Origin of the sequence: Allobosea caraganae (assembly GCF_003351345.1) — a bacterium.
Taxonomy (GTDB): domain Bacteria; phylum Pseudomonadota; class Alphaproteobacteria; order Rhizobiales; family Beijerinckiaceae; genus Allobosea; species Allobosea caraganae.
This window is the reverse complement of the sequence record NZ_QQTO01000023.1, coordinates 130,369-157,154: the sequence shown is the minus strand read 5'-3', so window position 1 is coordinate 157,154 and position 26,786 is coordinate 130,369. Positions and strand designations below refer to the sequence as shown.

The following is a 26,786-nucleotide window of genomic DNA, read 5'->3' as shown; positions in this document are numbered from 1 at the left end:
CACTTCGCCCGGGCGCTCGGAGAAGCGGCGCGGAGGCCGTTCACCAGCTTCGCGCGGCGCGCGCTCCGGTCGGTCGCCGCGCGGCGCGCGCTCCTGCCAGGGGCGCTCGCCGCCACGGTCGCGCCCGGCGATCTCCTCGCGCGGACGCCGTGCCGGCCTCTCGCTGACGCTGCGCTCGACAGTCGCACGCTGCTCTCCGCGCTCCGAACGCGGCACGCGCTGCACCGGTCCCGGACGCTCCACGCGCGGCTTGCGGGCCGGAGCCTCCTCGCGTGCAGTCGCGCTGACGCGCTCGACCAGCACGCGCCGCCCCTTGGGATCGGCGATCGGCGTATCGCGCTTGCGCCGGACCTCGCCGGTGGCCTCGCGGGCCTGGCGTTCTTCCTTGGGATCGGCGCCGCGGCGCGGCGGAGCGCGCCGCTCGCGTTGCGGCTCGGCCTCGGCATCGCGCCAGACGGTGCGCTTCCACGGCTTTTCGCTGCGGTCGTCCTGCGAGGGCGTGCGCACGACATCGCCATCGCGGCCGAAGCGACCGGCTGAACTGCCTTCGCGCCGCCGTGGCCTGTCATCGCCCGCTGGCGCGCGCAGGCCTTGTTGGCGAAGAGCCGGCGCCGCCGGCATCTCGTCGCGGCGCGGCGATTCGAAATCGGTGCCGGCCTTGGCCATCAGCTCTTCGCCGAGCTGGTCGCGCAGCACGCGCGAACGGATCTCGTCGACCTCGCCCTCTTCCAGGTCGCCTAGCTGGAACGGCCCGAACGAGACCCGGATCAGCCGGTTCACCGCGAGCCCGAGATGCTCGAGCACCGTCTTGACCTCGCGGTTCTTGCCCTCGCGCAGGTCGACCGTCAGCCAGGTGTTCGAGCCCTGCTCGCGTTCGAAGCGGGCGATCACCGGGCCGTAGGCGACGCCCTCGATGGTGACGCCGTCGGAGAGCGTATCGAGCTTGTCCTGCGTGATGCTGCCGAAGGCGCGCACGCGGTAGCGCCGGAGCCAGCCGGTCTCCGGCAGCTCCAGCATCCGCGCCAGCCCGCCATCATTGGTCAGCAGCAGCAGGCCTTCGGTGTTGATGTCGAGCCGGCCGATCGAGAGCACGCGCGGCAGGTCCTCGGGCAGCGCCTCGAACACGGTCGAGCGGCCTTCGGGATCATGGTTGGTCGTCACCAGCCCGCGCGGCTTGTGATAGAGCCACATCCGCGTGCGCTCGCGCGCCGGCAAGGGCTCGCCATCGACCAGGATGATGTCATCAGGCCCGACATCGAGCGCCGGGCTCGCGATGACGCTGCCGTTCACGCTGACGCGGCCTTCCTCGATCATCGCCTCGCTGTCGCGGCGCGAGGCGACGCCGGCGCGCGCCATCACCTTGGCGATGCGCTCCGGCTCCCGCTCGGAGGGAAGCACCCTCGGGGCCGCCGCGACCTCGGCCTCGTCGCGGCGCGGGCGGCGAGGCCGATCCTCGCCGGTGCGCGGACCAGTCGGCCTGTCGAATTTCGGCCGCTCGAAGCGCTTGCCGCCATCGCGGTCGCCGAAGCTTTTGCCGCGGGGCGCGCCGCCCTCGCGGGGAGGCCGGCTGGAGCTGCGCTCGCCGTCGGGGCGAGCGCGGAACGGCCTCTCGCCGCCCTCACGCGGGGGCCGGCTCGAACTGCGTTCGCCCTCGGGGCGGGCACGGAACGGCCGCTCGCCACCCTCGCGGGGAGGGCGCGGTGCGCCATCACGCTGGCCGGCGGGCTTGTCGAAACGGCGGGCAGGGCGCTCGCCGCCCTCGGCTGAATCGCGACGCGGACGATCCTCGCCCGAACGGGACCGGAACGGCGCGCGCTCGCCCTCGGCCCTGGCGCGGAACGGCCGCTCGCCGCCTTCGCGCGGCGGGCGTGGCGCGCCATCGCGTGGCGGACGCGGTGCGCCGTCGCGCTGGCCTGCCGGCTTGTCGAAGCGGCGGGCGGGGCGCTCAGTCCCTTCTGCGGAGCTGCGGCGCGGACGATCATCCTCCGAACGGCCGCGGAATGGCTTGCGTTCGCCGCCAGCCGGACGGCCGCCGGCCGGGCCACGGCCCTTGCCGTCGCCGCCGCGGAAGCCGCCGCCCTTGCCGCCGGCGCCGCCGCCCTTGCGCGGACCACGGCTTTTCTGGTTGTTGTCGTCGCTCATCATCGCTCCTGCATAGCCGGCGCTTGTAGCAGAGCGGTTCCCACGTCGCGAGCGCCAAAGCAGAGGCGGCATGCCGCAATCCAAGCCCGATCGCGCCCCGGACGGAATGACGCGCGCGCTCGACGAGGCGCGGGAGGCAGCCGCGCGCGGCGAGGTGCCGGTCGGGGCGGTGGTGATGCGCGACGGCAAGGTGCTCGCCAGCGCCGGCAACCGCACGCTGGAGCTGAAGGATCCGACCGCCCATGCCGAGATGCTGGCGCTTCGCCTCGCCTGCGAGGAGATCGGCAGCGAGCGCCTGATCGGCTGCGATCTCTATGTCACGCTCGAACCCTGCCCCATGTGCGCGGCGGCGATCTCCTTTTCCCGCATCCGCCGGCTCTATTTCGGCGCCCCCGATCCCAAGGGCGGCGCGGTCGAGAACGGCGTCAGGCTCTATGCCAGCCCGACCTGCCACCACGCGCCGGAGGTCTATGGCGGCCTGGGCGAGAGCGAGGCGGCGGGGCTTTTGCGCCAATTCTTCCGCGAGCGGCGATAGGACTTGTGATTACGGATGTGCCGAGATCACGCTGCGTAAATTGCGACGATGCATGCGTAGTGGTTGAAGTATATGATGGATGATAGGCTAGTTTTAGAACTATATTTCCGATCCGAAAGGATGGCTTCGGTTTTCTATCGTATAGGGTCGACATGGCCTGCCATGTTTTCGCCTTCTGCGTCTCATAGATAGCCGATGAATTGCTCGGCCAGACCAAGGAATGGTGGCTTGAGCCTTCCATTCCTCCGATCTGGTTCAGGTTCATCATGCGTCAATTCGCGTTGGCTGCGCTCCTCGCAGTCTGCTGTCCCGCGTTCTCGTTCGCGAACGTCCCTCTCGAACAGGTCTCCTTCCAGCCGCAGGTGAGGGGTCCGGGCTGCCTCAAGCCCGAAGCCGTCGCGATGATCAGGGAACTCGTCGCCAAGATCGGCCCCATCCAGATCACCTCGACCTGTGGCGGCCGCCACGCCCGGCGCTCCCAGCATTATAGCGGCAACGCCGTCGATTTCCGGCCGATGGCCACCTCCGCCCGCAAGGCGGTCGCGGTCGCCAAGGCGCTCGAAAGCACGGGCGGCGTCGGCTCCTATCCCAACGGCGTCGTGCATGTCGATGTCGGCGACCGCGAGATCTCCTGGTTCGGGCATAAGCGGGCGCGGACCAGGCTGGCCTATGCCGGGCGCAGCCGTCGCTGACCAAGCACCGCGCTCACGCGACCGTCCGCGCCACCAGATAGCAGCCGAGCGCCAGCAACCCGGCGAAGAAGCACAGCTTGAAGGTCGCGGGTGAGATCCGGTTGCGGATCACCTGGCCGACGCCCATTCCGGCCAGCGCCGGGATCAGCGCCAGCAGCGAGTTCTGCGCCACGCCGAGGTCGAGCGCGCCCGCGCCGATCAGGCCAAAGGACAGCGCCAGCGTCGAGATGATGAAGGAGAGGCCGAGCGCCTGCACCAACTCGTCCTTGTCGAGCCCGAGCGCCTGCAGATAGGGCACGGCCGGCAGCACGAAGACGCCGGTCGCGGCCGTGGCGATGCCGGTGGTGATGCCGATGACCGGCCCGAGCCAGCGCTCGGCATTCGCAGGCACGCGCAGCTTCGCCGCCTTGAGGCCGACCGCCGCATAGAGCACCAGCGCGACGCCGAGCCAGAACGTGGCCGAGCCGCCCTTGGCCTGCTGCAGCAGGCCGGCGCCGGCCCAGGTGCCGATGCAGATGCCGGCGAGCAGCGGCCAGAGCCGGACGGCGATGGCGCGCAGGCCGGGCCCGGTCGCGATCTGCCAGCCATTGGTGACGAGGTTGGGCACGACCAGCAGCGCCGCCGCCTGCGCCGGCGCCATCACCACGCCGAGAATGCCGACCGCGATGGTCGGCAGGCCCAGCCCGATGACGCCCTTGACGAAGCCGGCGAGCAGGAAGGTGGCGGCGATGAAGAGGATGAGCGTCGTCTGGTCCATGGCCTGCCTCGTCGATTGCGTGCGCTGCTTGTGGCAATCCTGCCGCCCGCTGTCGCCAGGGGACGCTACGGTCCCGGCCGTAGCGTTGCCGCTTGCCCGCGCCGCCGGCTGCGCCATCATGCCGGCTAGATCGCCGAGCGTCCTTCCGGACGCAAAGTGGCGATCTAGGCTTTTATTATTGCATCGGATTTTTCCGAAAATCGGATTCCACTTTTCGGTCCAATGCTCTGGAACGGGAGACCGCGCCCATGACCAGCCCAGGCCCCTATCTCGCCGAGATCGCCCATCTGATGGGCGACCCTGCCCGCGCCAACATGCTGCACGCCCTGATGGACGGGCGGGCGCTGACGGCCAAGGAACTCGCCTATCTCGCCGGTGTCGCGCCGCAGACAGCGAGCGGCCATCTCGCCCGGCTGCTGCAGGGCGGGCTGCTCGCTGTCGCCGTGCAGGGCCGCCACCGCTATTATCGCCTCGCTGGTGCCGAGGTCGCGACTGCGCTCGAAGGGCTGATGGTGCTGGTCGGTTCGCAGCCGACGAGCCGCAAGCTGCCTTCGCGCGTCGGCGAGGAGCTGAGCCAGGCGCGGACCTGCTACGACCATTTCGCCGGCCGGCTCGGCATCGGCATCCACGATGCGCTGGTCGCGGGCGGCCATCTCAGCGTCGCCGATGGCGGCTACGGGCTGACGCGCCCGGGTGTCGAGGTCTTCATGGCGCTCGGCATCGATCCAGCGCAGGCCTCCTCGAAAAGCCGGCGCGCCGCCTTGCGACCCTGCCTCGACTGGAGCGAGCGCCGGCCGCATCTCGCTGGCAGCCTTGCGGCGGCCTTGGCCTGCCGCTGCTTCGAGGTGGGCTGGGTGCTGCGCAAGAAGGACAGCCGCGCCGTGACCCTGACCGATCAGGGCCGCGAGGCGCTGGAGAGCCGTCTGCCGGGCTTCCGCTGCGACGAGCCGGAACCCGCTACTCCCGCCGTTCGAGCGCCCGCGCCAAGCTTCGCTTGACCTCGTCCTTCACAGGCTCGGCGGCGGCGAGGATCGCCTTCGCCTTGAAGAAGTCGAGCCCGCCAAAACCCTCCGCCCCGGTGCGGATCAGGATGTCGGGTGGCTGGCGCTCGATCATGCGCTGGACCACCGAGCGCATCAGGATCTGCGAGCCGCCGACCATCGCCTCCAGCGGGCTCGGCACGCGGGTCTCACTCTCATTGGCCGGCGCGCTCGCATCCACGGCCATAACGATCCGGCCCGGTACTAGGAGCCGGTCATAGGGCAGGGGGTTGATCGCGCCGCCATCGATCAGCACCCGGCCCTCGACCGTCACCGGCCTGACGAGCCCGGGGATCGCCAGCGAGGCCGCGACGGCCGGCGTCAACGGGCCGCTCGATAGCCTGACCTCGCCATGCTGATGGTAGTCGGTCGCCACAGCCGTGAACGGGATCGCCAGCTCCTCGAAGCGATCAGGCACAGAATCGGGCCAGAACAGGTCGAGCAGGCGCTCGCCATCGATCAGGACGGGATTGCCGAGCCCGCGCACGAGATCGGCGAGCTTGCCGATGCGGGCATCGAGCAGCCTTGCGACGGCGCGGGGCCGATCGCGGAAGATCGCCTCGATATGCTCGCGCAATTCACGGCCGGAAAGGCCGGCGGCATAGGCCGCGCCGATGATCGCGCCGATCGAGCAGCCGGTGATCTGCGCCGGCCGGATGCCGAGCTCGTCGAGCGCCTCCAGCACCAGGATATGGCTGAGGCCGCGCGCGCCACCGGCGCCGAGCACGAGAGCGAGCTCCGGGCCGGAAGAGTGCATCGGGAGGTTGCCGGAAGCAGGCACGGCGCGGTGCGCCCCTCAGGCCGCCGCCCGCGTCAGGAAGGGCCTGAGCGCGGCGAGCGTCGCCTCCGGGTTCTCCTCGGCCAGGAAATGTCCGCTGGTGACGGAGTGTCCCTCGGCCTGCGGCGCAAAAGTCTCGCGCCAAACCTCAAGCGGACTCTCGCCCTTGGCCGGGATGCCGCCATCGCCCCAGAGCGCCAGCACCGGGCATAGGATCGTCTTGCCGGCGACGCGGTCGATCTCGTCATGGGTCAGGTCGGTCGTCGCCCCGGCGCGGTAATCCTCGCAGGCGGCGTGGATGCGCGCCGGGTCGCTGAAGGATTCCTCATAGGCCTTGAGCGCCAGCGGATGGAAGGCGTCGAGCTTCTTCGCCCGCGTCCAGCTCGCGATGGTATGGTCGAGCCAGCCGACCGGATCGGCCTTGACCAGGTTCTCCGGCACCGGCTCGGGTTGGGCCAGGAAGGTCCAGTGGTAGACCTGCATGGCGCGCGCCGCATTCATGCCCTCCCACATCGAGAGCGTCGGCACGATGTCGAGCAGGGCGAGCCGCTCGACGCGGCCGGGATGGTCGAGCGCCAGCCGATAGGCGACGCGGGCGCCGCGATCATGCCCGACCACCGCGAAGCGGGCATGGCCGAGCGCCTCCATCACCGCCACGACATCCTCACCCATGCCGCGCTTGGAATAGAGCGCCTTGCCGCCATCGCCATGCGGCGCGGAAGACCAGCCATAGCCGCGCAGGTCGAGGCAGACGACGCGATGCGTCTTGGCGAGTTCCGGCGCGATCCTGTGCCATTGCGCATGGGTCTGCGGAAAGCCGTGGATCAGCACCAGCGGCGGCCCCTCGCCACCGGAGCGGGCGAAGATCTTGCCGACGGGGCCATCGACCCAATGCGCCGTGAAGCCGGGGAAGAGGGAGTCGAGATTGCTCATGGCCCTGCCGCTCCTGCTGCGATCGCCGGCACGATATCAGTTTGGCTGAAATCGTCGCCCTTGAAGAGGAGAGGGGCGTTCAGGGACTTGGCGAGGGCGTAGGAGAAGCAATCGCCGAGGTTGAGCTTCGCGGGGTGGCGGCCCTTGCCGAAGCGGAGGAAGGCCTGAGCGGCAAGCAGGGCCTGATCCTGATCAAGCCCGATGGTCTTGATGCCGAGTTCGGCAAGCAACCCGAGATGCAGGTCGACCGGCGTATCCTGGTTTCGGTTAGTCGAGACCATGAAGCTCTCGACGAATGTAACCATCGAGCAGAAGTTGGAGCTGTTTTGGCTTAGAACCGCGATGAGATCGGCCTTTTCCGGTTCATTTCGAAGGATGGCGATGATCGCCGAGCTGTCGACGACAACCGGCGAGTCCTTCACGACGGCACGCCGTTCTCATCGTAGCCGATGATCTCGTCATCGGTCAGATGCTCGTTGATCCTCGGATAGGAATGGATTCTGGCCAAGATCTCCTCGACCTTCTCCATGTCGATCCGGCCCTTGGGCGGAGCCGGCAGCCGTGCCAGTCGCTCCTCGGCTGCGATCTTCACGGCATGCGTGATCGTCTCACCGGTCCGCGCGGCCAATTCACGAATAACCCGATCGGTGTCGGCATCCTTGATCAGCACCGTCACGATGGCCTCCAAGTGTATATATCCGAATAGATTGGATATATACACCTCACCTGCCGTCCTGTCAGCCTTGCTCCCGCTTCACCGCCTGCCAGCCGATGTCGCGGCGGCAAAAACCTTCCGGCCAGTCGATCCGGTCGACGCCCTCATAGGCCCGCTTCTGCGCCTCGCTGACGCTTTTGCCGAGGCCGACCACGTTCAGCACCCGGCCGCCGTTGGCGACGAGGTCGGCTGCGCCCTGCTTCGTGCCGGCATGGAAGACCAGCACGTCGTCCAGCGCCTCGGCCTTGTCGATCCCGCGGATCGTGCTGCCCTTCTCCGGCGTGCCGGGATAGCCCCGCGCCGCGAGCACCACAGTGAGCGCCGCCTCGTCCGACCAGCGCAGGTCGAAGGCGTCGAGCACGCCATCGCAGGCGGCGAGGAAGGCCGGCACGATGTCGCTCTTCAGCCGCGGCATCAGCACCTCGCATTCGGGATCGCCGAAGCGGACATTGTATTCGATCAGCTTTGGCCCCTCAGCCGTGATCATCAGCCCGGCATAGAGGATTCCCTGGAAGGGCATGCCACGTTTCGCCATCCCTGCCAGCGTCGGCGCGATAATTTCGGCCATGACGCGGTCTTCCAGAGCCTTGGTCATCACCGGGGCCGGCGAATAGGCGCCCATGCCGCCCGTGTTCGGACCGGTATCGCCATCGCCGACGCGCTTATGGTCCTGGGCCGAGGCCAGCGGCAGCGCGTGCTTGCCGTCGCAGAGCGCGAAGAAACTCGCCTCCTCGCCGATCATCCATTCCTCGATCACGATTTCCGCGCCGGCCGTGCCGAGCCCGCCCGAGAACATCATGTCGATGGCGTCGTTGGCCTCGTCGAGCGTCTCCGCCATCACGACGCCCTTGCCTGCGGCGAGCCCGTCGGCCTTGATCACGATCGGCGCGCCCTGGCTGGCAACATAGGCCTTGGCGGCGGCGGCATCGCTGAAGCGGCCGAAGCCCGCGGTCGGGATGTTGAATTCGGCGCAGAGCTCCTTGGTGAAGCCCTTCGAGCCTTCGAGCTGGGCGGCGGCCTTCGACGGGCCGAAGGTCTTGAAGCCGGCCGCAGTGAGATCGTCGGCGATACCCTCGACCAGCGGCCCTTCCGGGCCGACCACGACGAGGTCGATGCCCCGCAGCTTGCAGAATGAGATCATCGCCGCATGGTCGGCGATGTCGAGCACGACATTCTCGCCGCATTGCGCGGTGCCGGGATTGCCGGGCGCGATCCACAACTGGTCGCAGAGCGGCGAGCCCGATATCGCCCAGGCGAGCGCGTGCTCGCGTCCGCCCGAACCGATCAGAAGAATCTTCATCGCGCCGTCTCCGCTCCGCTCCGAGTCCGGCTGCCTAGTAGAGCCCTCATCCTGAGGAGCGAGCTTTAGCTCGCGTCTCGAAGGATGCTCCAGCGCGCTCTGGAGCATCCTTCGAGTCGCCGCTTCGCGGCTCCTCAGGATGAGGGCTCAAGGACTCACAGGCGCAATAGACTTAGCCGCGCGGCGGGGCAACGCTTCAGCTCTGCTGCTGTGGAGGGTAAGCTCACGCGATGGATATCGAATCGCCTGACGCCCAGCCCTCGAACGCCCCAGAATGGTCGGTCTCCGACCTCTCCGGCGCCCTCAAGCGTACGCTGGAGGACGCGTTCGGCTTCGTGCGCGTGCGCGGCGAGATCTCGGGCTATCGCGGCCCCGTCGCCTCCGGCCACGTCTATTTCTCGCTGAAGGACCAGAACGCCAAGATCGACGCGGTGATCTGGAAGGGCGTCTTCGGCCGGCTGAAGACCCGGCCGCAGGAGGGCCTGGAGGTCATCGCCACCGGCAAGATCACCACCTTCGCCGGCAAGTCGAGCTACCAGATCGTCATCGATTCGCTCGAGCCCGCCGGCGTCGGCGCGCTGATGGCGTTGCTCGACGAGCGGCGGAAGAAGCTCGCAGCCGAAGGCCTGTTCGACGAGGGCAGGAAGCAGCTCATCCCCTATCTGCCGCGCGTCATCGGCGTCATCACCTCGTCGACCGGGGCGGTCATCCGCGACATCCTGCACCGGCTCGAGGACCGCTTCCCGCGCCATGTCCTGGTCTGGCCGGTGCGCGTCCAGGGCGAGACCAGCGCGGCCGAGGTCGCCAACGCCATCGCCGGCTTCAACGCTTTGGCCGAAGGCGGGCGCATCCCGCGTCCCGACGTCATCATCGTCGCGCGTGGCGGCGGCTCGCTCGAAGACCTGATGAGCTTCAACGAGGAGGTCGTGGTGCGCGCTGCCGCCGCCTCGCTGATCCCGCTCGTCTCCGCCGTCGGCCACGAGACCGACGTCACCCTGATCGACCACGCCGCCGACCTGCGCGCGCCGACGCCGACGGGCGCGGCCGAGAAGGTCGTGCCGGTGCGGGCCGACCTGATGATGCAGGTGGCCGACCTGTCGCGCCGGCAGGGCGGTGCGATGCGCCGCCTCTCCGACCGCCGCCGCAGCGACCTGCGCGCGCTCGCCCGGGCCCTGCCGGGGCCGGAGGCGGTGCTCTCGGGGCCGCGCCAGCGGCTCGACCTCGCGGCGGCAAAGCTGGCGCCCGCCTTGCTGCGAAACGCGCGCGTGCACGAGCAGCAGCTTGCGGTCCTCACCCAAAAACTCAACCGGCACTCGCCCTCGGCCCGTCTTGCCGGCTATACGGCGCGCCTCGACGGGCTCTCAAACCGCCTGCGCGCCGGGCGCGACGCCCTGCTCAGGGCCGAGCGGCTGCGCCTGTCGCGCGCGAAGGAGCGCGTCGGCGATCTTTCGGAACGCGCGCTGCGCGCCTTTGCTCTGGGGGTGACCCGCCGCCGCGATCGTCTGAACGCATCCTGGACGCTCGCCCGCTCGCTCGGGCCGGAGGCGGTGCTGGCGCGCGGCTATGCGTTGGTGCGCGACGAGGCCGGGGCCCTGATCCGCAGCGCCGGGCAGGCGCTGCCGGGCGCGGGGCTCACGGTCAAGGTCAGCGACGGCGCCTTCGCTGTCACGGTCGCGGGGGGCTCCGAAACCGGGGGTCGTCCGGCGCTCGCGCGGCCAGCGCGTCGCGATGCGCGGCCAGCGGGGCAGGGCGACCTGTTCTGAAACTCGACTACCGCGTCTTGAGCAGGAAGCTCTTGACCCGCTGGATCGCGTCGTCGCGTGCGGCCGGGTTGGTCCCGACCATGACCTTGCCGGTTCCGCTCGCGGAATAGGCGATGTCGGTGCGCTCCTTCACGTCGAGGCGCGGATGGTCGAAATCATGCAGGGCGCCGGGATAGAGTACGAGTTCGACGCTCTCCCCGCGCAGGCGCGCCGAACGGGCCAGGAAGTCGCACGGGGCGGGCGGCGTCCAGTCGTCGGCATCGCCCATCAGGATCAGCACCGGCAGCCGGGCCCGAAAGCTGTCCGATTCCGATTGCGTCCGGCAGCCCGGATAGAAGGCGATGGCGCGCGTGAAATCGGGCAGCATGTCGGCCGGGCGCCGGTCGGTGCGGATCGCGGTCAGGATGGTCGAGCCGCCGCCCGACCAGCCGAGCAGCGAGACGGCATCCTTGCGCACGTCGGCGCGCATTTGCAGCCAGCGCTTGGCCGCCATCGCATCGGCGACGCGCTCGCGCCCGGCCCGCACCGTCAGTTCCTTGACGCCGCATTGCGAGCCGAGTTTGCGCGAGCCGTAGCTGTCCGGCATCAGGACGACATAGCCGGCCTCGGCCAGCCGCGCGCCCCAGTCGGAATGGCGCACCGACAACGTGCCGTTGTCGCGCCAGAGCCCGCCGCAGCCATGCAGCGCGACGATTGCCGGAAACGGTCCCGGCCCGGCCGGACGATAGAGCACGCCATCGAGCTGGCCCTCGTCGATCGGGATGCGCACGCGCTCGTAGCCGCCGGCCGAGGCGGCCGATGACAGGAGCAGCGCGAGGCTGGCAAAGGCCGCCAGGAGGCGAAGGAGACTGGACATCATTAGCAAGAACGCTATCACAGCAGGGACGACCCGGATAATCCCTTCCGCCAGAGCATGATGCCCAAAAGTGGGTACCGGTTTTCCGACACTATCACGCGCTGACGCTTGGTGAGAAACGGATTGATAAAAAGCACGAATAGCGGTCTTCTGTTGCCAGAATGAACATCAGCGAACGTCCGCCCCTGCCGGGTCCTGAAGCCGCCGTCGACTATGGCCATGGCGAGTTTCGCGTCGTGCGGCCCGGCGCCTTCGTCCGCTGCGCCGTCACCGGCGCGATGATCCGGCTCGAAGACCTGCGCTACTGGTCGGTGGAGTGGCAGGAGGCCTATGCCTCGCCCGAGGCCGTGCAGCTCAGGCTCCGCCGCGCCGGCCGCGCCTGAGCCCGGTTGATAATTCTACTGGCGTGGCCGCTTGACGTGGCCGTCTGCGCTTCCGGTGCTCACGTACAAGCGTACGCTCCGCTCCGGTTTTCGACGACCACGCCAATCGGCTCACGCCAGCGAATTCTCAAACGGCCTCAGAGCGGCCACGCCTAGCGCTATCGAGCAGGGCTGCGATCCGCTCCGGCGCCTCGAAATCAAGTGTAACAGGCACCACGATCAGCCGCCGCCGCTCGGCCGCCGGCCAGAGCGGCTCGAGCTTCACCATGTCCTTCTCGGTAGTGGCGACCAGGCAGTTGCGCTTGATCGCCTCGGCGAGGATTTCCGCGACATCGTCGGCCGCATAGGCATGGTGGTCGCCATAGGCGCGCTCGGCGGCGATCGTCGCGCCGGCCTCGCGCAAGGTGGCGGCGAATTTCTCCGGCCTGCCTATCCCCGATAGCGCCAGCACGGCCCGGCCCTTTAGCTGGGCAGCTATCGCGGCTGCGGGCTTCAGGCGCGCCAGCAGGACCGGCTTGCCGGCGGCCTGGGCCATCTTGGCGACGGCGTCGCCCGCTTCGCCCTTACCAATCACGATCACGGCGTCGGTCTGGCCGAGCTGGCCGTCGAGCGGCGCGCGCAGCGGCCCGGCCGGCAGGCAGAGCCCGTTTCCGATGCCGGCGGCGCCATCGACCACTGCGAGCCGGAGCCGCTTGGCGAGCGAGGGGTTCTGCAGGCCGTCATCCATGATGATCAGGCTGGCACCGAGTCCCTTGGCGAAGGCCGCGCCGGCCGGCCGATCGCGCGCGACGATCGTGCGCACGGTGGCCGCCATCAGCATGGCCTCGTCGCCGACGCCGGCGGCATCATGATGGCGCGGATCGACCTCGACCGGCCCGGCAAGCCGCCCGCCATAGCCGCGCATCAACACGAAGGGCGTCTCGCCGCGCGCCAGGGCGAGCCTGGCCAGCGCCATCGCCGTCGGCGTCTTGCCGGCCCCGCCGGCGATGAAGTTGCCGACGCAGATCACCGGGATGCCGGCGTCAGCGCCTTCGCCGCGCATCCGGCCGAGCGCAACGGCGCCGTAGAGCATCCCGAGTGGCTGAAGCAGCCGGGCGAGCAGGCTCGGGCGGCGCTGCCACCAGAAGCCGGGCGCGCGCATCAGCTTTCCGTCTCGCGCTGCTGGCCGAGCGCGACCCGCATCAGCAGCGGCTCGATCGCCTGCAAGGTGCGGTTCAGCGCGCCGCCGAGTTGGTGGGCGGTCTGCCCGGCCGAGCGCGCCGCCTGCCGGGCCGCGGCGGGGTCGCTGAGCCAGCGGTGCACTGCCTCCGCCAGCGCCTGCGCGTCCGGCACCTCGCGCGCACCGCCGCCCTTGTCGAAGGCGGCGAAGATCTCGGCGTTGTTATGGACGTAGGGCCCGTGCACCAGTGCGGAGCCGAGCTTGGCCGGCTCGATCGGGTTATGGCCGCCGATCATCGGCACCAGCGAGCCGCCGAGGAAGGCCACTTGCGACAGGCGGTAGAGCAGGCCGAGCTCGTTCATCGTATCGGCGATGTAGAACTCGACATCCCGCTCCGGCAGCGCGCCGGTGGCGCGGCGCGCGACGGTGACGCCGTTGGCCTGCGCCAGCTCCTCGATCTCGGCGCCGCGCTGCGGATGGCGCGGCGCGATGATGGTCAAGAGGTTCGGCAGATGCGGCTTGAGGCCGAGATGGGCGGAGAGCACCTGCTCCTCCTCGCCCGGATGCGTGCTGGCCGCGACCCAGATCGGCCGCCCCGTGGTCAGGCCATCGAGGATGGCGAGCATGTCGGCATCGGCCGGCGGGGCGGCGACGTCGAATTTCAGGTTGCCGGCGATGCTGACGCGCGGCGCGCCGAGCTGCGCCAGCCGCTCGCCATCGCCCTGCGACTGCGCCAGGCAGGATTCGAAGCTGGAGAGCAGGTAGCGCGAGGTCTTCGGCAGCTTGTACCAGCGCTTGAACGAGCGCTCCGACATGCGCGCATTGACCATGACCAGCGGGATCTCGCGCTTGCGCGCCTCGATCACGAGGTTGGGCCAGATCTCGGATTCGCAGATCAGCCCGAGCGCCGGCCGCCAATAGTCGAGGAAGCGGCGCATGTAGCGGGGCACGTCGAGCGGCAGGTATTGATGGATCACGCCGGCCGGCAGCCGCGCCGCCATCAGCTTGGCCGAGGTCACGGTGCCTGAGGTGACCAGAACCGCAAGTCCGCGCCGCTGCAGGCGCTCGATCAGCGGCAGCAGCGTCACGGTCTCGCCGACGCTGGCGCCGTGCAGCCAGACAAGCGTCTGCTCAGGCCGGATCACGCCGGGATAGCCGCGCCGCTCGGCGAGGCGCGTCGGGTCCTCCTTGCCGCGCCGCCGGCGCCAGACCAGCAGACCGGCCGCGGCCGGCTCCAGCAGCGCGCTGAGCACGCGGTAGCTCTGCAGGACGGGGCCCTTGCCGATCATGCGGCCGCATCCGCCTCTGCGGGCTTGGGCAGGTGCTGCTGCCTGAGCCCGGCCCCGGGATCGCGCCCGCCGACCAGCTCATAGGCGCGGGCATGGACCGCATCGAGCCCGGCTTCGAGCGCGAGCCTGGCGGCCTCGACGGTCGCCTCGTCGGCATCGCGCGCGACGAGGATGGGATCGCCGACCACGATCGCGCCGCGGCCGAAGGGCAGGCCGATCGAGGCGCGGTCCCAGGAGTTGAAGTCGATGCGCCGGCTGGTCACGACCGCGACCGGATGGATCGGCCGGCCGGAGGCGCGGGCGAGCTGGATGATGCCGACGCCGGCGATGCGGGCGCGCTTGGGGATGTCGGCGGTCAGCACCATCGTGTCGCCGGTGGCGAGCCGCTTCATCATGGCGAGGAAGGCGCTGGCGCCGCCCTTCTCCCTCACCTTCCGGCCGAGTGCGCCGGAGCCGCGGATCGCGCCGATGCCGAGCTCGCGCAGGGCCACCGCGTTGAAGCCGCCATCGCCGTGGCGCGAGACCAGCGAGCAGGCCGGCATCCAGTCCGGCCGTGAGAACGGGATCATGATGTGCTGGCCGTGCCACATCGCGATGATCAGCGGCAGCCCGGGGCGCACCCTGTCATAGATGTCGGCCGGCTCGACCACGATCCGGTTGGTGCGCTGCACGAAGCGGAGGTAGCCGGCCAGCAGGCGGCCGAGCGCTTCCTGCGCCACGCGCGTCTTGAGGATGGAAAAGCCCATGAACTCCTGTTCCGGACCGCTAGAACACAATGCCGAAAGATGGGACCCGGTTCGCGGATGGCATCATCTTCGGCGGCAATGTCTGCGGTTCAGGACTTGGCCGTCTCGGGGTCGAGCAGGCGGTGCAGATGCACGATGAAGTAGCGCGTCTGCGCCTGGTCGACGGTGGCCTGCGCCTTGGCCTTCCAGGCGGCATGGGCGCTGGCATAGTTCGGGAACACGCCGACCATGTCGAGCTTGGCGAGATCCTTGAAGGTGAGGCCGTCGAGCGAGCTCAGCTCGCCGCCGAAGACGAGGTGGAGAAGCTGTTTCTGTTCGGCGTCCATCGATCTCTCCAGAGAGGGCAGGTTGCTTCGGTGCAGATTGCTTGGGTGCAGGTTGCATGGGTGAAAGGGTACTGGGCGGCACCAGATAAGGCATTCGCGCGCGTGGCGCGAGTGCCGTTACGGCATTTTGAGTTGGCTGGCTCGCGCCATCCGCTCAGATGCGCTGCGGCTGGCTGTCGCGCATGTGCTGCAGGGCCGAGAGCAGCGGCGTGGAAAGCGCCGCGCCGCTGGCGACCAGCATGCCGTGGACCGGCGTCTCGCGATTATAGACCACGTCCTGGCCGTCCCCCGTGCTGAGCCGGCCCCCGGCCTCGTGCAGTATGAGGTCGGCTGCGGCGATGTCCCAGTCGCGCGCATCGGCCGAGACCAGCCCGGCGTCGATCGTGCCGTCGGCGATGCGGGTCAGCCGGAGCGCGAGCGAGGGAATCTTCTCGGCCTGCTCGAATGTTTCCAGCCGCGCCAGCGCGTCGAGCATCGGCTTTGGCCCGGCGATATGGGCGCCGCCGATCGTGCTGCGGGTCGTCGCCTTGATCTCCGCGCCGTTGAGCAGGGCGCCGCCGCCGCTCAGCGCCGTATAGGTCGCCGCGCACGCGGGCGCGTGGACGACGCCGGCGATCGGCCTGCCCTCGTCGAGCAGCGCGACGCACACAGCCCAGTCCGGCGAGCCCGACATGAAGGCGCGCGTGCCGTCGATCGGATCGACGACCCAGACGAAGCGGCGCGAGAGGCGCAGCGCATCGTCCACCGTCTCCTCCGAGAGCCAGGCGGCCTCGGGCAGCAGCACCGAGAGCCGGATGCGCAGGAAGGTGTCGACGCCGATATCGGCCTCGGTCACCGGCGAGCCGCCGGTCTTCGACCAGATCTTGGCTGCCGTCTTGGCGCCGGGACGGAACAGGGCGAGTGCCAGCTCGCCGGCCTCGATGCAGCTTTCGCGGATCGCAGGCAGCAGATCCGGGGCGATGGGCAGCGGTGGCGCGGTCATGATGCCTCCGTATCGAGCCGAACGATTATGGTTTCAAGGCGAAAAAGCGCCAATGCAGCGAAAGATTCCGTCAAGCATCATGCAGGAATGAGGCCATGAAGCCCCCTAAAAGCGCCGGAACACCTTCCTTTAACCGAAGCTCTTAAGCGCTCGGAGAGGCCTGAGACGCATCTTCACGTCAGCAAACACGAGAACCCCGGACCACACAGAGGGCTCCGTGCAGCAGGGACAAGAGAGGCGTAAACCGATGGCCAGCGTCACGCCGGCTGCCGGAGAGGGTGGCTTTTTGCCGCCGTTCTCCGGCTGCCCGACAGAACCGACCACCGCTCCCCGTAACCAGGCGCAGCCTGTGCAGTCCGAGCCCCCGCGCATCGAGCGCATCGGCTCGGTCCGCATCCTGCGCGGCAACCCGGGCTGGCGCGGCATCGCGCTGCGCCTCGCCGACCCGACGGGCGAGGGTGAGCGGTTCGAGCTGACGCTGAGCGCCGGAGACGGCCGCTCGGTCGCGATCGCCAGCGTCGATCAGGACGACGCCGTTGCGCTCTGGCGCGATTGCGGCCGCACCAGCGGCCTGCCGCTCCTGCTCGAGGCCGCCGACGGCACCGTCACGGAGCCCTATCCGCAGATCGGCCGGCTGGCGCTCGGCCCCATTCGAATCCGCCGGCGCTACGGCTTCCTGCGCGGGCGCCGTCCGCGCTTCCTGGCGCGGCGCAAGACCGGCCGCATCAGCGACCGGCCGATCATGGTCGGGGGTGAGCGCCTGACCGATCGCTAGAGCATCGGACCGAAAAGTGGAATCCGGTTTTCGGAAAGATCCGATGCAATAACAAAAGCCTAGATCGCCACTCTACGTCCGATAGGACGTACGGCGGTCTAGAGTATCTCAGCCCTCATCCTGAGGAGCCGCGCAGCGGCGTCTCGAAGGATGCTCCAGCGCGCTCTGGATCATCCTTCGAGACGCGATCTGCGATCGCTCCTCGGGATGAGGGCTGTGGCTTCTGATGGCCGTCAGAAAGCGGCGCGCACCAGCGCATCCAGCGCGAAGCCGGCTGCCAGCAGCAGGGCGGCCTTGTCGTTGGAGCGGAACAGCCGCAAGGCGAGTTGCGAGCTCGCGCCCTTGATCTGCGCGACTTGCCAGCCGAGATGGGTGGCGAAAGCCCCAAGCCCGATCCACGCCACGACTCCGCCCCCAGCGCTCCAGGTCGCGAGCCCGGCGAGCGTCACCGCGAGTGCGAAGCACAGCGCCACGGCCTCGCGCGTCCAGTCGCCGAAATAGCGCGCGCTCGACTTGATGCCGGCGACGACGTCGTCCTCGATGTCCTGCATCGCGTAGATCGTGTCGTAGCCGATCGTCCAGACGATCGCGGCCGCGTAGATCAGGTAGGCGGGCGCATCGAGCCGCCCGAAAGCCGCGCTCCAGCCGACCAGCCCGCCCCAGGAGAAGGCGAGCCCGAGCACGAATTGCGGCATGTTGGTGATGCGCTTCATGAACGGGTAGATCGCGACGATCGCCAGCGAGCCGATGCCGAGCAGCACCGTGAAGCGGTTGAACTGGAGCAGCACCAGCAGCCCTGCCAGCGAGAGCCCGACCATGAAGACGATGGCCGCCTTGGTGGTGACCTGGCCCGAGGGCAGGGGCCGCCCGCGCGTGCGCGCGACCTGGGCGTCGAGCTTGCGGTCGATGATGTCGTTGAAGGTCGAGCCCGCCGCGCGCATCACGATGGCGCCGATCAGGAAGAGCAGGCAGTGCCACGGATCGGGAAATGGCTTGCTGGCGGCGATGGCCGCGAGCCCCGCCGCCCACCAGCACGGCAGCAGCAGGAGCCACCAGCCGATCGGCCGTTCGATTCGCGCGAGCTTGAGATAGGGCCGCAGCGCGCGCGGGGCGCGGGTATCGACCCAATGGCCCTTCAGCGCATCCGGAAGCGGCGCATCGACCTGGTCCGGCGCTGAGGAGGCCATGGCGAGGTCAGAGCGCGCCCTGCGGCACCCGCATCGCGCCGCCGGTCACGGAATCGGAGCCGCCGAACGGATTGGAGCCCTGCTGCTGGCGCTGGGCCTGCTGCTGCGCCCGGCGGATCATCTCCGCCTGCTGCTTGACCGCGCCGCAGGCCTTGGCGCGAATGCCGTTGGCCTTTTCGTTGTCGACCTTCATGCCGTCGATGAAAGCAGCCGGAATCTGGCACCAGTCCTGGTTGGCGGTCGCGAACTTCAGCGCGGCGGCGCCATTGTTGACGAGGCGCCCGAGCGTGCCGCAAGCCGCCTGCGGCGTCAGCTTCTGCTTCGCCTTCTGGGAGGCGTTCAGGCTGGCGACGATGGATTGCCGCTCCTGCAGAAGCTTCTGGATCTGCTCGCAGCCCGAGGCTTGGGCATTGGCCGGGCTGGCGTCGAAGAACGCCGCCGCTGCCAGTCCGAGCGTCGCGATCATGCCAGTGGCCGCGTATCGCCGCATCTTGTCCTGCTCCCCTTCATCGCGTGGGCTCCGCTGCGCCCGCGTCTTCACATATCAGCACAGGCGCGGTCACGCCAAGCGCCCGGCGGCCATAGTCCAAGTCTTTGCCGTGGAACTGCGCCCGCTACGCCAAGAATGTGGCGACTTTTACGCCGAAGCCATGCCATTGCACAGTGATGTCAGCAAACCGGAACGGCCGGAAGACGCGGATAAGCTCATGCCAACGCCTGATCTGCCGAGATATCGGCTCCATCTCGATGCAGCCCTGATCCAGGACGTCGCTGTCCCGCTCGAACGCGAGCAGGCCAATTATCTGCTCAACGTGCTCAGGCTGAAGGATGGCGATGCCGTCCTGGTCTTCAATGGCCGCGACGGCGAATGGGTCGCGGCGCTCGTCCCCAGCGGCCGCAAGCAGGCGAGCCTGAAGCTGGTGCGGCTGGCCCGGGAGCAGACGCCGCGGCCCGACCTGCACTACCTGTTCGCGCCGCTGAAGCACGCCAGGCTCGACTACATGGCGCAGAAGGCGGTCGAGATGGGGGCCGGCGTGCTCCAGCCGGTCCTGACCCGCCACACCCAGGTCTCGCGGCTCAACCTCGACCGGCTCCAGGCCAATGCCGTCGAGGCGGCCGAGCAATGCGGCATCCTCTCCCTGCCGGAGATCAGGCCCGAGCTTTCGCTGGAGGTCGCGCTCTCGGCGCTGGAGCCGGAGCGGCTACTGGTCTTCTGCGACGAGGACATGGAGCAGAGCAGCCCCGTCGCCGCGCTTGCCGCGGCCAAGCCCGGCCCGCTCGCGCTGCTGATCGGCCCCGAGGGCGGCTTCGACGAGGCGGAGCGCAAGCGCGTGCTGGCCCGGCCGAACACGCTGCGCATCTCGCTCGGCCCGCGCATCCTGCGGGCGGACACGGCCGCCGTCGCGGCGCTGGCGCTGGTTCAGGCGACGCTGGGCGATTGGCCGCTGCCGAAAAGCTGAGCAGCAGCGGGAACGCGCTGCCCCGTGCCGCGTTGAGGCGCTGAGCAGGGGGACGCCACATACCCGACTTTCGGCTGGCCTGGCGCTGGCCGGCTCCCGTGCGTCTGCGCGCCTCCCCGGCACAGCCCGAATCGACCGCCTGTGAGGACGCCATGAGCCATGCCTGCCGCTTCGGCATCGAAGAAGAGTACTTCCTGTCCGACGCCGCGAGCCGCGGCAGCGTGCGCAAGGTCTCCCCGAAATTCATCGCGGCGGTCCAGGAGGCGTTTCCCGAGGAGGTCCAGCGCGAGATGCTGCAATCGCAGATCGAGGTCGCGACGCCGGTCTGCGAGACGATGGGGGAGGCGCGTCGCTCGCTCGCCGCGCTCCGCACCGGCCTCGCCAGCCTCGGCCTCGAGCACGGCATGCTGCTGCTCGCCTGCGGCACGCATCCGAGCGCCGTCTGGTCGCGCCAGCGCGCCACCGACATCGCCCGCTACGACCAGCTGATGCGCGACCTCCAGATGCTCGGCCGGCGCAACCAGCTCTGCGGCATGCACATCCATGTCGAGGTTCCCGACGAGGACGAGCGGATCCGCCTGATGGGCCGCATCATGCCCTATCTGCCGCTGATCCTGGCGCTTTCGACCTCATCGCCCTTCTGGCAGGGCCAGCGCACCGGCCTGATGGGGTACAGGCTTTCCGCCTATGCCGAGCTGCCCCGCACCGGCCTGCCGGAGCTGTTCGACAGCCCGGCCGGCTACCGCGCCTATGTCGAGACGCTGGTCAGCGCCGGCGCGATCAAGGACGCGAGCTATATCTGGTGGGCGGTGCGCCCCTCCGACAAGCACCCGACGCTGGAACTGCGCGTCGCCGACAGCTGCACGCGGCTCAGCGACACGCTCGCCATCGCGGCGCTCTATCGCTGCCTGGTGCACCATTTGCTGTGCAACCCGCACGTCAACGCCGAGCTCCCGGCGGCGGCGCGCGCCATTGCGTCCGAGAACATGTGGCGCGCTCAGCGCTATGGCATCCATGGCGGGCTGATCTCGCCCGAGAGCCGCAGCATGCGGACCGTTCCCGATCTGCTGGACGAGCTGATCGACCAGCTCTCCGGCGATGCCGCCACGCTCGGCTGCTCGGACGATCTCGCGGCGTGCCGCGAGATCGTCGCGATGGGCACCAGCGCCGACATGCAGCTCGGAGTGTTCGAGGAGGCGCGGGGGCGCGGCGGCCAGGCCGCGGGCCTTGCCGCGGTGGTCGACTGGCTGGCCACGGAAACCCGCGCCGACGGCGTCACCTGGTCGCGCGAGCGCGAGCCGCGCCTGCTTGGAGCGGCGTGACGCAGTGGCATGACTGCAAGCACGGCTTGCAGTCTTTCTCCGGCGCTCGTGCGTTTGTGCAAGTTCTACCCTTCTCGGAACGCGTAGCGGAGATCGTTGTCCTCCGCCGGGCGGTCGCCTATGAGTGGCGTTCCCGAGCCTGTCCCGGCCGCGCCATTCGGTGGCGGCGGGGAAACGGCTGCCCTATCGTTCTGCCGGAGCGCCTATGGCTCGTGACGTGTCCGATTCCACCCCGATCGCCTCCAAGGCCGAACTGATCGGCTGGATCGCTGAGGGCGAGAAGCCGCGCTCCGCCTTCCGTCTCGGCACCGAGCACGAGAAGTTCCCGTTCTACCTCAGCGACCGCGCCCCGGTGCCCTACGAGGGCAGGGCCGGCGCGGGTGGCATCCGCCATATCCTCGAAGGCATGCAGGCCAGGCTCGGCTGGGAGCCGATCATGGATGACGGCCACATCATCGGCCTCGGCGGCCCCGATGGCGGCGGCGCGATCTCGCTCGAACCCGGCGGGCAGTTCGAACTCTCCGGCGCCCCCGTCGAAAACCTGCACGAGACCGCGGCCGAACTTGGCCAGCACCTCGCCGACGTGAACGCAATCGCCGGGCAGCACGGCATCGGCTTCGTCTCGCTCGGCCATTCGCCGCTCTGGACGCGGGCGCAGACGCCCGTGATGCCGAAGGGCCGCTACAAGATCATGGCCAACTACATGCCGAAGGTCGGCACGCGCGGCCTCGACATGATGTTCCGCACCTGCACCGTGCAGGTGAACCTCGATTTCGGCAGCGAAGCCGACATGGTCAGGAAGCTCCGGGTCTCGCTCGCCCTGCAGCCGGTCGCGACCGCGCTCTTCGCCGCCTCGCCCTTCACCGAGGGCCAGCTCAACGGCTTCCAGTCGATGCGCTCGGAGATCTGGCGCGACACCGACAAGGCCCGCTCCGGCATGCTCGCCTTCGCCTTCGACGAGGGCATGTCCTACGAGGCCTATGCCGACTGGGCCCTTGACGTTCCCATGTATTTCGTCAAGCGCGGCCCGATCTATCACGACGTCGCCGGCGCCTCCTTCCGCGACCTGCTCGCCGGCAAGCTGAAGCAGCTGCCGGGCGAGGAGGCCACGATGTCGGACTGGGCCAACCACCTCTCGACCATGTTCCCCGAGGTCAGGCTCAAGCGCTTCCTCGAGATGCGCGGCGCCGATGCGGGGCCGGAGGGCATGCTCAACGCGCTGCCGGCCTTCTGGGTCGGGCTGCTCTATGACCAGACGGCGCTCGATGCCGCCTGGGACCTGGTCAAGGGCTGGAACGCCTCGGAGCGCCAGGGCCTGCGCGACTGCGTGCCGAAGCTCGGCCTGCAGGCCAGCATCGCCGGCCGGCCGCTGGCCGAGGTCGCGCGCGAGGTGCTGGCGCTGTCGCGGGCCGGGCTCGCCCGCCGGACCCGGCGCGATGCCGCCGGTCGCGACGAGACGCTCTATCTCGACCCCGTCATGGAGATCGCCGAGCGCGGCCAGCCGCTGGCGCTCGACCTCGCCGACCGCTTCCGGACGAACTGGAACGGCCGCATCGAGCCGGTCTTCACCGAGTTCGCGGTCTAAAACACACTGCGATCTGCCAATATTAAACGCCGTCATCCTGGACGAAGCGAAGCGGAGCTCCGGGATCTATCGTAGAGCGTCGGAGCCTTACGATGGATCCCGGAGCTGCGCCGCAAACGCGGCTTGTCCGGGATGACGCGGAGAGGTTTCGTATGGCCAGAGCGGGCTGAAGCCGCTGCAAATCCTCAACAACAGGAACTTGCAAAGCTTTTCTGCCGCCGCATTAACGGTTTGGCCGGATTCTTACGCTAGGTAAGGACGCATGACTCGGATCAGGGCCCTTATTCAGGATTTCGGTGCGAGCGAAAGCGGCGCGACCGCAGTCGAGTATGGCTTGATCGCAGGGGTCATCTCGTTTGCGGTCGTCGCGGCTTCGACTCAGATCGGGCAGAGCCTGGCCGGCTTCTTCACGACGCTGAGCACGGCGATCGCGCCCGCGTCGCCCTGATCCGCCTCACTCCGCCGCGGTCTTGAAGCTCGCCAGATTGTCCAGGCTCTGGATGATGTGCTCGGCGAGCGCGTTCGAGAGCACCGAGGGGTCGAAGCGCGTGCGCAGCAGGCCGATCTTGCAGGATGGCAGCGTCGCGTAGCCTTCCGCCGGGCCGAGGATGCGCATGCCCGGCCTCACAGCGCTTTCCGGCAGCACGGAGACCGCCAGCCCCGCGACCACGGCCGCACCGACCGCCGTCGAGTTCCAGCTCGCATAGAGCACGCGGAAGCGCCGGCCCTTCTTCTCCAGCGCCTCGACCGCGGCTTGGCGCCAGTTGCAGGTCGGCCGGCCCAGCGCCAGCGGCAGCGGGTCCTCCTCATGCACGCCATGACGTGCCGAGGTCACCCAGAGCAGCGGCTCGATGCGGATGATCTCGCCCTGGCCGCGGTTCTCGACATGGGTGATGATCGCAAGGTCGATATCGCCGGTGGCGATGCGCTCGGCCAGCATCGGCGTCGGCTCGCAGACCACCGTGACCTCCGCGCGCGGGTTCGAGTGCGAGAAGCGCGCCAGGATCTCGGGCAGGTAGCGGTCGGCATAGTCGTCGGGCACGCCGAGGCGGATGCGGCCCTTCAGGTCGGCATCGGTGAAGCTCGCGACGCATTCGAGGTTCAGCCTGACGATGCGCCTTGCGTAGTCGAGCAGGCGCTCGCCATCCTCGGTCAGCTTGGCGTGGCGCCCGTCGCGGCCGAAGAGGGGCCGTCCGACCCGCTCCTCCAGCCGCTTCATCTGCATCGACACCGCCGATTGCGTCTTGAAGACGATCTCCGCGGCGCGGGTGAAGGAGCCGGTATCGGCGATTGCGACGAAGGTCTTGAGCTGGTCGGCATCGAGCACATGCGCCATGGGACACCTCCGAATGGATCATCAATATCCGTGTTGTGAAGCATCATAAGCATTCGTTTGGCTGATGGCCAGCGCAAAGCTATGGTCAGGACAGTCGCCGGTTCGTGTCATTGGCGCGTTCCCGCCGGACCGGACGATAGCCCTTTCGCCACCAGACCCCTGAAGGAGGTCGTCATGCTGACTCTGACTTTCGCCCAGAAGCCGCTCTCGTTCGTTGCCATCGGCGCGACGCGTGTCGCCGCCCGTGGCTTCGTCGGCGTGAAAAACCTGACGCGTGCGATCATGCATCGCCGCGAGATCCTGCGCCTCGCCGAACTCGACGAGCGCGGCCTCAAGGATATCGGCCTCGTCCATTCCGACATCGCCGGCGCGCTCTCCACCTCCTGGCTCAACGACCCCTCCGCCATCCTGGCCGCGCGCTCCAGCGCCCAGAACGGCGCTGCCTCGGCCCGGCGAGAGGAAGGTCTTCGACAGGCTATGGTGAAGCGTTCCAGGCCGGTCGTGGCCGCCCGTGAGACAACGGTTGCGTGCAACGCCTGACCCCTTGGGGTTGCACGTTCCTCGCGGGCGGGAGCTTCGTGCTTCCGCCCGTTTTTCGTTTTGCGGCGGCACGGAGTGCCGAACCGAAGCAAGGCGGAAACCCTGCGTTTTGCTGCCGTAGCGAAGCCGGCGCAGGAAAAAGCGGCGATTGAGCGTGATATTTCCGATTTTCTTGGCTAACGCATGGTTATGCCGTAACTGAAAATTCAGCATTTCCGCAAATCCTGAGCACACTCGCGCTTCGCGCGATCCCTCGCCAGGACATATCGACATGCGGGTATCGCTGCGCTTTCAGGATCTGCGGCTCCGGACCAAGATCGCCATTCCGCTGATCGTCGTCGGCCTGATGGGCCTTGCCATGGCCGCCTATGCCGGGCGCGAGCATGCGCGCATCGAGAAGACCTATTCCGACCTGGTCTCGCAAAGCGCGATGGCGATCCTCGATTCCGGCAAGGCGACCCGCGCCATGGCCGATATCGTGCGCGACCTCTACAAGTCGATCGCCTATCCCGAATACATGAAGCAGAACGGCACGGCGATCGACGACGTGCGCAAGGCCTATGACCGCGCCCAGGGCCTGCTGGTCGAGGCCAAGATCAGCTTCCCGCAGCGCGCCGCCGAGTTCGACACGCTGGCGCGCGGGCTGACCGGCGTGAAGTCGCAGGTCGACGACATCCTGTCCCAGGCCGCCAAGGACGAGGACCTCGCCGCCCTCTCGATCATGTCCCAGCTCGACCGCTCCGTCGCCGATATCGTTACGACGGCGGTCAAGCTCAACGACGCGATCAAGGCCGATACGGAGGTGACCTCGCAGCAGCTCGATGCCGAGGCCTACCAGCTCAACATCGTCAGCCTGGCATTGTCCGGCTTCGCCGCCCTGTTCGGCTTTGCCGGCGCGCTGCTGCTGACGCGCGTCTCGATCACCCGGCCGCTCGAGGCGCTGCAGGCGCGGATGGGCGATCTCGCCTCGGGCGACTACGCCGTCGAGATCGCCGGGCAGGGCCGCAAGGACGAGATCGGCGCGATGGCGCGGGCCGTCCAGGTCTTCAAGGAGAATGGCCTCGCCGTGCGGCGCCTGGAGGCCGAGACCGCCGAAGGACGCGAGGCCTCCGAGGCGCAGCGCCATGCCATCGAGCGCGAGCGCGCCGCCGGCGCGCAGGAGCAGGAGCGGCTCGCCGCCGAGCAGGCCCATGTCATGGGGTTGCTGGCCGACGGGCTCGACCTGCTCTCCAGGGGCGACCTGACCTATCGCATCGACGAGGAGGTCGCAGCCGCCTATCAGAAGCTCTGCGACGACTTCAATGCGGCGGTGGTCCATCTCTCCGAGACGGTGACGACGATCCAGGCGACCTCGGTCGACGTCGCCAACGCCGCCCGCGAGATCACCATGGGCGCCGCCGACCTCTCGAAGCGCACCGAGGAGCAGGCCTCCTCGCTCGAGGAGAGCGCAGCTACGACCGAAGAACTCGCGGCGTCGGTGAAGGCCTCCGCCACCGCCTCCAAGCAGGCCGTCGCGCTGGCCGACGAGGCGATGGAGGTGGCGCAGAAGGGCGGCGCGATCGTCCACAACGCCGTCGAGGCGATGTCGCGGATCGAGACCGCCTCGCGCAAGATCTCCGACATCACCTCGGTGATCGACGAGATCGCCTTCCAGACCAACCTGCTGGCCCTCAACGCCGCCGTGGAAGCAGCCCGCGCCGGCGACGCCGGCAAGGGCTTCGCCGTTGTGGCCTCCGAGGTGCGCGCGCTGGCGCAGCGTTCGAGCGATGCCGCCAAGGACATCACCGCGCTGATCAGCGAATCCGGAGCGGAGGTCGCCCAGGGCGTCGGGCTCGTCCGTTCGGCCGGCGAGGCGCTCGGCAAGATCGTCGAGGCCTCGAAGAAGGTCTCGGCCACCGTCTCAGACATCTCCTCGGCCTCGGCCGAGCAGGCCAACGGCATCGACGAGATGAGCCAGACCGTCGCCCATATGGACGAGATGACCCAGCAGAACGCCGCCCTCTCCGAGGAGAGCGCGGCTTCGGCCAATGCCCTTGCCGATCAGATCGAGCGCCTCAACGAACTCGTGGCGAGCTTCCGCACCCGCGACGACGCCGCCGAACTGCGTCAGGTCGCGGCGACGATGGCCGAGACCGAATGGCAGGAGCGCCGCCGCGCCTGATCGGCGCCTGGAACAACCTCGCCG

At 68.9% G+C, this 26,786-nt stretch carries 28 protein-coding genes; 12 read left to right on the top strand and 16 right to left on the bottom strand.

Going from position 1 to position 26,786, the window contains the following annotated elements; genetic code table 11:
• Positions 1 to 2,142, bottom strand: a 2,142-nt coding sequence (locus DWF00_RS19570; protein WP_114853063.1) for a pseudouridine synthase, incomplete at its 3' end; no start/stop codon positions are given.
• Between the two features lie 70 nt (positions 2,143 to 2,212).
• On the opposite strand from DWF00_RS19570, the gene DWF00_RS19565 reads away from it, so the two are divergent.
• A complete protein-coding gene (locus DWF00_RS19565; protein ID WP_114830302.1) occupies positions 2,213 to 2,677 on the top strand; it encodes a nucleoside deaminase in 465 nt (154 codons plus the stop codon).
• 401 nt (positions 2,678 to 3,078) lie between these two features.
• Positions 3,079 to 3,369, top strand: coding sequence for a peptidoglycan L,D-endopeptidase MepK (locus DWF00_RS19560; RefSeq protein ID WP_181832729.1), 291 nt, complete (start codon positions 3,079 to 3,081; stop codon positions 3,367 to 3,369).
• Positions 3,370 to 3,382: 13 nt separating this feature from the next.
• Here the strand turns inward: DWF00_RS19560 and DWF00_RS19555 are convergent, their stop codons facing one another.
• Entirely contained in the window at positions 3,383 to 4,126 is a 744-nt protein-coding gene (locus tag DWF00_RS19555) for a sulfite exporter TauE/SafE family protein (protein WP_114830300.1), read from the bottom strand.
• Positions 4,127 to 4,374: 248 nt separating this feature from the next.
• Between DWF00_RS19555 and DWF00_RS19550 the strand changes: the two genes are divergently transcribed.
• Positions 4,375 to 5,124 (top strand): ArsR/SmtB family transcription factor, encoded by a 750-nt coding sequence (locus tag DWF00_RS19550; RefSeq protein WP_114830299.1) that lies wholly within the window; start codon positions 4,375 to 4,377, stop codon positions 5,122 to 5,124.
• On the opposite strand, the gene DWF00_RS19545 is transcribed toward DWF00_RS19550, so the two are convergent.
• The 5 genes from DWF00_RS19545 to purD form a co-directional block, all read right to left on the bottom strand.
• Positions 5,084 to 5,923, bottom strand: a complete 840-nt coding sequence (locus DWF00_RS19545) for a patatin-like phospholipase family protein (RefSeq protein WP_114830298.1) — start codon at positions 5,921 to 5,923, stop codon at positions 5,084 to 5,086. The two genes, DWF00_RS19550 and DWF00_RS19545, sit on opposite strands and share 41 nt — an antisense overlap.
• Before the next feature lie 39 nt (positions 5,924 to 5,962).
• Complete coding sequence (locus DWF00_RS19540; RefSeq protein ID WP_114830297.1) at positions 5,963 to 6,877, bottom strand: alpha/beta fold hydrolase; 915 nt, start codon at positions 6,875 to 6,877, stop codon at positions 5,963 to 5,965.
• Positions 6,874 to 7,299, bottom strand: coding sequence for a type II toxin-antitoxin system VapC family toxin (locus tag DWF00_RS19535; RefSeq protein ID WP_114830296.1), 426 nt, complete (start codon positions 7,297 to 7,299; stop codon positions 6,874 to 6,876). The genes DWF00_RS19540 and DWF00_RS19535 overlap by 4 nt, the downstream gene beginning before the upstream one ends.
• A complete protein-coding gene (locus DWF00_RS19530; RefSeq protein ID WP_181832728.1) occupies positions 7,296 to 7,553 on the bottom strand; it encodes a type II toxin-antitoxin system VapB family antitoxin in 258 nt (85 codons plus the stop codon). The genes DWF00_RS19535 and DWF00_RS19530 overlap by 4 nt, the downstream gene beginning before the upstream one ends.
• Before the next feature lie 61 nt (positions 7,554 to 7,614).
• Entirely contained in the window at positions 7,615 to 8,892 is a 1,278-nt protein-coding gene (gene purD, locus DWF00_RS19525; protein WP_114830294.1) for a phosphoribosylamine--glycine ligase, read from the bottom strand.
• A 230-nt stretch (positions 8,893 to 9,122) separates the two neighbouring features.
• On the opposite strand from purD, the gene xseA reads away from it, so the two are divergent.
• Complete coding sequence (gene xseA, locus DWF00_RS19520; protein WP_114830293.1) at positions 9,123 to 10,655, top strand: exodeoxyribonuclease VII large subunit; 1,533 nt, start codon at positions 9,123 to 9,125, stop codon at positions 10,653 to 10,655.
• A 7-nt stretch (positions 10,656 to 10,662) separates the two neighbouring features.
• Here xseA and DWF00_RS19515 read toward each other — a convergent pair whose 3' ends face one another.
• Positions 10,663 to 11,514, bottom strand: a complete 852-nt coding sequence (locus DWF00_RS19515) for a dienelactone hydrolase family protein (RefSeq protein ID WP_114830292.1) — start codon at positions 11,512 to 11,514, stop codon at positions 10,663 to 10,665.
• 158 nt (positions 11,515 to 11,672) lie between these two features.
• Here DWF00_RS19515 and DWF00_RS19510 point away from each other — a divergent pair, with 158 nt between their 5' ends.
• The gene (locus tag DWF00_RS19510; RefSeq protein WP_114830291.1) at positions 11,673 to 11,894 is read left to right on the top strand and encodes a DUF2093 domain-containing protein; all 222 of its coding nucleotides are present in this window, start codon (positions 11,673 to 11,675) and stop codon (positions 11,892 to 11,894) included.
• A 127-nt stretch (positions 11,895 to 12,021) separates the two neighbouring features.
• On the opposite strand, the gene lpxK is transcribed toward DWF00_RS19510, so the two are convergent.
• The 5 genes from lpxK to DWF00_RS19485 form a co-directional block, all read right to left on the bottom strand.
• Positions 12,022 to 13,035, bottom strand: coding sequence for a tetraacyldisaccharide 4'-kinase (gene lpxK / locus DWF00_RS19505; protein WP_114830290.1), 1,014 nt, complete (start codon positions 13,033 to 13,035; stop codon positions 12,022 to 12,024).
• The gene (locus DWF00_RS19500) at positions 13,035 to 14,342 is read right to left on the bottom strand and encodes a 3-deoxy-D-manno-octulosonic acid transferase (RefSeq protein ID WP_114830289.1); all 1,308 of its coding nucleotides are present in this window, start codon (positions 14,340 to 14,342) and stop codon (positions 13,035 to 13,037) included. Before DWF00_RS19500 ends, lpxK begins: the two co-directional genes overlap by 1 nt.
• The gene (locus DWF00_RS19495) at positions 14,339 to 15,088 is read right to left on the bottom strand and encodes a lysophospholipid acyltransferase family protein (protein WP_114830288.1); all 750 of its coding nucleotides are present in this window, start codon (positions 15,086 to 15,088) and stop codon (positions 14,339 to 14,341) included. The genes DWF00_RS19500 and DWF00_RS19495 overlap by 4 nt, the downstream gene beginning before the upstream one ends.
• Before the next feature lie 89 nt (positions 15,089 to 15,177).
• Entirely contained in the window at positions 15,178 to 15,414 is a 237-nt protein-coding gene (locus tag DWF00_RS19490; RefSeq protein WP_114830287.1) for a DUF4170 domain-containing protein, read from the bottom strand.
• 154 nt (positions 15,415 to 15,568) lie between these two features.
• Positions 15,569 to 16,396: a 3'(2'),5'-bisphosphate nucleotidase CysQ gene (locus tag DWF00_RS19485; protein WP_114830286.1), complete on the bottom strand. Its 828-nt coding sequence runs from the start codon at positions 16,394 to 16,396 to the stop codon at positions 15,569 to 15,571.
• Positions 16,397 to 16,745: 349 nt separating this feature from the next.
• Here DWF00_RS19485 and DWF00_RS19480 point away from each other — a divergent pair, with 349 nt between their 5' ends.
• Positions 16,746 to 17,171: a DUF6101 family protein gene (locus DWF00_RS19480; RefSeq protein WP_114830285.1), complete on the top strand. Its 426-nt coding sequence runs from the start codon at positions 16,746 to 16,748 to the stop codon at positions 17,169 to 17,171.
• 233 nt (positions 17,172 to 17,404) lie between these two features.
• Here the strand turns inward: DWF00_RS19480 and ubiA are convergent, their stop codons facing one another.
• Positions 17,405 to 18,358 (bottom strand): 4-hydroxybenzoate octaprenyltransferase, encoded by a 954-nt coding sequence (gene ubiA / locus DWF00_RS19475; protein ID WP_114830284.1) that lies wholly within the window; start codon positions 18,356 to 18,358, stop codon positions 17,405 to 17,407.
• A gap of 7 nt (positions 18,359 to 18,365) precedes the next feature.
• Positions 18,366 to 18,848 carry a hypothetical protein gene (locus tag DWF00_RS19470; protein ID WP_147283728.1) on the bottom strand — a complete coding sequence of 161 codons (483 nt, stop codon included), beginning with the start codon at positions 18,846 to 18,848 and terminating at the stop codon, positions 18,366 to 18,368.
• A 217-nt stretch (positions 18,849 to 19,065) separates the two neighbouring features.
• On the opposite strand from DWF00_RS19470, the gene DWF00_RS19465 reads away from it, so the two are divergent.
• The 4 genes from DWF00_RS19465 (at position 19,066) to DWF00_RS19450 (ending at position 23,173) form a co-directional block, all read left to right on the top strand.
• Positions 19,066 to 19,818, top strand: coding sequence for a 16S rRNA (uracil(1498)-N(3))-methyltransferase (locus tag DWF00_RS19465; protein WP_114830282.1), 753 nt, complete (start codon positions 19,066 to 19,068; stop codon positions 19,816 to 19,818).
• Between the two features lie 152 nt (positions 19,819 to 19,970).
• Complete coding sequence (locus DWF00_RS19460) at positions 19,971 to 21,140, top strand: carboxylate-amine ligase (RefSeq protein WP_114830281.1); 1,170 nt, start codon at positions 19,971 to 19,973, stop codon at positions 21,138 to 21,140.
• Positions 21,141 to 21,345: 205 nt separating this feature from the next.
• The gene (locus DWF00_RS19455; protein ID WP_114830280.1) at positions 21,346 to 22,725 is read left to right on the top strand and encodes a glutamate--cysteine ligase; all 1,380 of its coding nucleotides are present in this window, start codon (positions 21,346 to 21,348) and stop codon (positions 22,723 to 22,725) included.
• A 262-nt stretch (positions 22,726 to 22,987) separates the two neighbouring features.
• Entirely contained in the window at positions 22,988 to 23,173 is a 186-nt protein-coding gene (locus tag DWF00_RS19450; RefSeq protein ID WP_114830279.1) for a Flp family type IVb pilin, read from the top strand.
• A 6-nt stretch (positions 23,174 to 23,179) separates the two neighbouring features.
• On the opposite strand, the gene DWF00_RS19445 is transcribed toward DWF00_RS19450, so the two are convergent.
• On the bottom strand, positions 23,180 to 24,061 hold the full coding sequence (locus DWF00_RS19445) for a LysR substrate-binding domain-containing protein (protein WP_114830278.1): 882 nt from the start codon (positions 24,059 to 24,061) through the stop codon (positions 23,180 to 23,182).
• Positions 24,062 to 24,235: 174 nt separating this feature from the next.
• Here DWF00_RS19445 and DWF00_RS19440 point away from each other — a divergent pair, with 174 nt between their 5' ends.
• Both DWF00_RS19440 and DWF00_RS19435 read left to right on the top strand, forming a co-directional pair.
• On the top strand, positions 24,236 to 24,601 hold the full coding sequence (locus tag DWF00_RS19440) for a DUF1127 domain-containing protein (protein ID WP_114830277.1): 366 nt from the start codon (positions 24,236 to 24,238) through the stop codon (positions 24,599 to 24,601).
• 271 nt (positions 24,602 to 24,872) lie between these two features.
• On the top strand, positions 24,873 to 26,762 hold the full coding sequence (locus tag DWF00_RS19435; RefSeq protein ID WP_114830276.1) for a methyl-accepting chemotaxis protein: 1,890 nt from the start codon (positions 24,873 to 24,875) through the stop codon (positions 26,760 to 26,762).
• Positions 26,763 to 26,786 lie beyond the last annotated feature (24 nt).